Consider the following 4331-nt stretch of genomic DNA (forward strand, 5'->3'; position numbering starts at 1 on the left):
GCGGCCAGCTCCGCCACGGTCGGGTGCTGCCACAGCAGCCAGCCGGGCACGGCCCGGCCGAGCCGCTCGGACAGCGCGCCGGCCAGCCGCGTCACACCCGACGAGTCGACACCGAGGTCGCGCAGCGCGACGGTCACGGGGACCGCCTCCGCCTGCGTGCCGAGCAGGTCCGCGACCGCGTCGCGCAGGAACTCCGCGATGTCTGCGGCCACTGCCTCCGTTGCGTTAACACCCATGTGACACCTTTGGTCGCGTCGGTCAGGTTCTGTGCTGGTCGCTGCCGGGAACCGTCGACATCAGGGGCCGTGGAACCACCTGCCCAAGGGCATCACGGCGCACTTGACGCGGAGTCGATTTCACTCCGCGCGGCACTCGACTACGACCTGGGTCCCGGGCAGGACACGGTGGCGAGGAGCCGCGGGAGACCGGCGAAGGTCTGCCCGGGGTCCTCGCCACCGGTGTCGCCCGCCCGGGCGGGCGAGGTGCGGATCAGACGCCGTCCGCCGGGACCGCGGCGAGCAGCTCGGCCACCATCGCCTCGGCGTTCTCCAGCGGCGCGGCGTGCGAGCCGGCGATGGTGCGCAGCGAGAACGCCCCGAGGGACAGCTCGCGCCAGGCCTCCATCGCCTGCGGCGCCGCCACCGGGTCGTCGGTGGCCGCGACCGCGAACACCGGGACCTTCAGCGTCTCCCGCCGGAGGTCCGCGAGGGCGCGCTGGTGACTCGCGCCCAGCTCGGTGTCGGCCTGCAGCCGCTCCGCGTACTCGACGAGCAGCTCCTCGTTGTCGAGGATCTGCCGGGGCAGCAGCCCGTCGAGCGCCTCGGCGATCGCGGCCGGCGAGGCACCGTCGCGGCCGGCGGTGACACCGGCCCGGCGCACGAAGTCCGACACCTCGGCGTACGGCGTCTGCGCGCACGCCACCACGAGGGACAGCTGCGGCTCGTCGGGCCGCAGCCCGAGCCGGTGGGCCACCTCCCAGGCCAGCCAGGCGCCCTGGCTGTGCCCGAACAGCACCAGCGGCACGTCGCAGCGGTCCGCGAGCGCCGCGGCCACCTCGTCGGCCATCTTCATCATGTCCGTCACCGGCGGCTCGTCCGTGCGTGCCTCACGGCCCGGCAACTGCACCCCGACGAGCTCCACACCCTCCGGCAGCGCGCGGATCAGCGGGATGTAGCCGCCGGCCGTACCGCCCATGCCGGGCATGCACACGATGCGTGCGCGGGGCCGCGTCGCGGGCTTCAGCACCCGCAGCCACGGACTGTCCGCGACCGCCTGCGGCCCCTGCTCCCCTCCCAGCAGCTCGCCGAGCAGATGACGGCCGAGCGCCGCGCAGGTGGAGTGCCGGACGAAGACGTTCGTGGTGAGGGCCAGACCGGTGAGGCGGGCGAGCGCGCCGCGCACCGTGACCGCCATGAGCGAGTCGAACCCGAGCTGCAGCAGCGGCTGTTCGACGTCGAGGGTGTGTGCCTCCATGCTGAGGGCCTGTGCCACCTCGGTCCTGACCAGCTGGGTCAGGGTCCACAGCCGCTCCTGCCGGTCCATGCCGGTCAGTTCCGCACGAAGTCCGTCACCGGCCCGCGGGTCGAGCGGGGCGTCGGTCGCGGCCAGCGCCGTCCGCACGTCGTCGATGTCACCGATCAGCGGCCGGGGCCGGGCCGCGCTGTAGGCCGGGGCGAACCGGGCCCAGTCGATGTCGGCCACACCCAGCGTCGGCAGGCCGGCGTCCAGGGCGAGTCCCAGCGCGTGCAGCGCGCGGCCCGGCTCCATGGCCATCAGGCCACGTGCCCGCACACGCTCCTCTTCCTCCGCGCTGAGGATGCCGTCGACCGCCCAGCGGCCCCAGTGCAGCATCGTCGCGGGCAGCCCGGCCAGGCGCCGCTCCCGCGCGAGCGCGTCGAGCGCGGTGTTGGCCGCGGCGTACACCGCCTGATGGCCGCTGCCCCACAGCCCGGCGCCGCTGCCGTACAGGACGAACGCGTCCAGCCGACGGTCCCCGAGCACCTCGTGCACGTGCCGGGCACCGTGCGCCTTCGCCGCCAGCTCCACGCCGATCTCCTCGTCGGAGATAGAGTCGAGCGGCTTGGCGGCGGAGACACCGGCCAGGTGCGCGACCGTGCGCAGCGGCGCCCCGGCCGTGTCCGCGGACGCGATCAGCTTCTCGACCTGCGTGCGGTCCGAGACGTCGCACGGCACGAGCACCACCTCGGCGCCCTTCGCGGCGAGGTCCGCGCGCAGTGCGGCGATCGCGTCGGTCTCGCGGACCCGCCGCGACGCCAGGACGATACGCGTGGCGCCCCGGCCGGCCAGCCAGCGGGCCAGGTGCCGGCCGAGCCCGCCGGTGCCGCCGGTGATGAGCGCGGTACCGGACGTCGACCAGCCCGCCTCACCCGGCTGCGGCACGGTGCGCACCATGCGGCGCACGAAGCGTCCGCCGGGGCGCAGCGCCACCTCGTCCTCGTGGTCACCGGCACCCAGGCTGCGCACGAACTGCGCCGCCCATTCCTCGTGCGGCAGCGGCGGCACGTCGATGACGCCGCCCCACCGCTGGGGCTGCTCCAGGGACACGACCCGGCCCACGCCGCGCACCAGGGACCCCAGTGGGTTCGGCAGCGGCTCGACGCCGTCGACGCTCACCGAGCCCGAGGTCAGCGCCCACACCGGCACGGGCCGTCCGGTGTCCCCGACGGCCTGCACCAGGGCGAGCACCCCCCGCAGCCCCTCGGTCACGCCCTGCGCGTCCGCCGTGTCGTCCAGGCCCGCGAGCGTCACCACGCCGAGCAGTCCGCTCGGCAGCGCCTGCAACGCCCGGGCCAGGCCCGCACGGTCCGCGGCGCCGTCGATCCGGTGCACGGTGGCCCCGGCGAGCCGCAGTTCCCGCTCGATCTGCTCGCCGTACCCGGCGTCCACGGCCTGCCCGGGGCAGGTCACCAGTGCCCAGTCGCCGTCCACCGGCCGGGACGCGGCCGGCTCGGCGGGCCGCCACACCTCGTCGTACAGCCACGAGGCGATGGCGGAGCGGCCCTTCTGCTCGTCCTGCCACGCCGACAGCAGTGGCAGCAACTGCGCGATGCCCGCCCGCAGTTCCTCGGGAGCGCCCAGCATCTTCGCGACCCGGTCGGCGCCGCCGTCGTCCACGGCCTGCCAGAACGCGTCGGTCGCGGCGGGCACGGTCCGCTCCGGCGTGGTCTCCGGCTCGGCCCAGTACCGCTCGCGCTGGAACGCGTAGGTGGGCAGGGGCACGGCCGGGGCGTCGCCCAGCGCCCGCGCCCAGTCGACCTCGGCACCGTGCACGTGCAGCCGCCCGACGCCGCGCAGCACCTGCGCCAGGTTCCCCTGGTCGCGCTGGAGCGTCGGCACGGTGACGGTCTGGTCGTACCCGGCGTACAGGGCGCCGTCGGTGAGCGGCATCAGCAGCACCGGGTGCGGGCTCACCTCCACGAACACGTCGAAGCCGGCCGACAGCAGCTGCTGGTGCGCCAGGTCGAGGCGGGCGGTCTCGCGCAGGTTGCGGCACCAGTACGCCGCGTCGAGCTCCTCACCCCGCACCCGGTCGCCGGTGACGGTCGAGTAGATGGGGATCTCTCCCGCGCGCGGCCGCAGCTCGGCCAGTTCCGCCGCCAGGACGGGCAGGACCGGATCCACGTGGTGGCTGTGCGCCGCCATCCGGGCTTCCAGAGGACCGCACGCGATGTCCTCGTCGTCGAGGCGGAACAGCAGGTCGTCCACGGCGTCGGCGTCACCGGAGACCGTCACCGAACGCGGCGTGTTCACCGCGGCGATCGACACGGTGCCCTCGTACTGCGCGACCCACGTCTGCGCCTCGGCCGGCGGCAGCTCCACCACCGCCATCCGGCCGGAGCCGGACTGCCGCTGCATGGCGGCGGAACGCGCCGCGATGACGCGCGCTCCCTCCTCGAGGGTCAGGGCCCCCGCGACCACCGCGGCCGCGGCCTCGCCCTGCGAGTGGCCGACCACGGCGGCCGGCTCCACACCGAGTGAGCGCCACACGGCCGCCAGGGCCACGTACATCGTGAAGCGCAGCGGCTGGATGATGCCGAGGTCCGACCACTGCGTGCCGTCCCCCTCGCGCAGCAGCTCCGTCATGGAGCGGCCGGTGAAGGGGGCGAACGCGGCGTCGCACTCGGCCACGGCCCGCGCGAACACCTCGGACTGCTCCAGCAGTTCACGGCCCATTCCGGCCCACTCGGTGTCCTGGCCGGGGAAGACGAAGACGACGCGGCGGTCGGCGGCCGTCCCCTCGTCCAGGGCGGGGTGCGAGCGGCGCTCGGCCAGCGCGGCGAGCGCAGCGCCCGCCTCGGCGGCCGTGGCGG

The 4331-nt window shown here is 75.2% G+C and carries 2 protein-coding genes; both read right to left on the reverse strand.

The features are described 5' to 3' along the window. Positions 1-236 (reverse strand): acyl carrier protein (locus AWZ10_RS43465; RefSeq protein WP_159058576.1); only part of this gene is annotated, 236 nt, incomplete at its 3' end. 253 nt (positions 237-489) lie between these two features. Next, positions 490-4331, reverse strand: a 3842-nt coding sequence (locus AWZ10_RS43470) for an SDR family NAD(P)-dependent oxidoreductase (protein WP_159058577.1), incomplete at its 5' end; no start/stop codon positions are given.

Source organism: Streptomyces europaeiscabiei (assembly GCF_001550375.1).
Lineage (GTDB): Bacteria > Actinomycetota > Actinomycetes > Streptomycetales > Streptomycetaceae > Streptomyces > Streptomyces europaeiscabiei.